Origin of the sequence: Belliella alkalica, from assembly GCF_022549785.1 — a bacterium.
Classification (GTDB): domain Bacteria; phylum Bacteroidota; class Bacteroidia; order Cytophagales; family Cyclobacteriaceae; genus Belliella; species Belliella alkalica.
On record NZ_JAKZGO010000091.1, the window covers coordinates 1 to 600 of the forward strand.

Sequence of the window (600 nt, forward strand, 5' to 3'; positions counted from 1 at the left end):
AACCATCGAAATCTCAGGTACACTTCCGGCGGGGGCTTCAGTTGCCTATGAAAACAATGGAAGAACGAATGTCGGAAACCAACAGGTAACCGCTAGGATAACCGGTTCAAACTTCGATGATTTCGTATTGACAGCAGATTTGGAAATTACTCCTGCCACAATCAGAGGAATCACTTTCGAAGATGGAAATTTTGTATTTGACGGAACAGAAAAAACTCTTGAAATATCAGGGACTCTTCCGAATGGAGTTTCTGTTGCCTATACCGACAATACCAGAACAAATGTGGGTGCGCAGCAAGCAACAGCTACCATTTCAGGTGATAATTATACCACGTTGGTTCTAAATGCAGAATTGACCATCAGCCCAGCCACAATCACAGGATTCACTTTCGAAGACGGATCCTTTGTATTTGATGGAACAGAAAAAACCATCGAAATCTCAGGTACACTTCCGGCGGGGGCTTCAGTTGCCTATGAAAACAATGGAAGAACGAATGTCGGAAACCAACAGGTAACCGCTAGGATAACCGGTTCAAACTTCGATGATTTCGTATTGACAGCAGATTTGGAAATTACTCCTGCCACAATCAGAGGAATCAC

The 600-nt window shown here is 43.5% G+C and carries 1 protein-coding gene; it reads left to right on the plus strand.

Going from position 1 to position 600, the window contains the following annotated elements:
* Nucleotides 1-600 (plus strand): hypothetical protein (locus MM213_RS20790; RefSeq protein ID WP_241414795.1); only part of this gene is annotated, 600 nt, incomplete at both ends.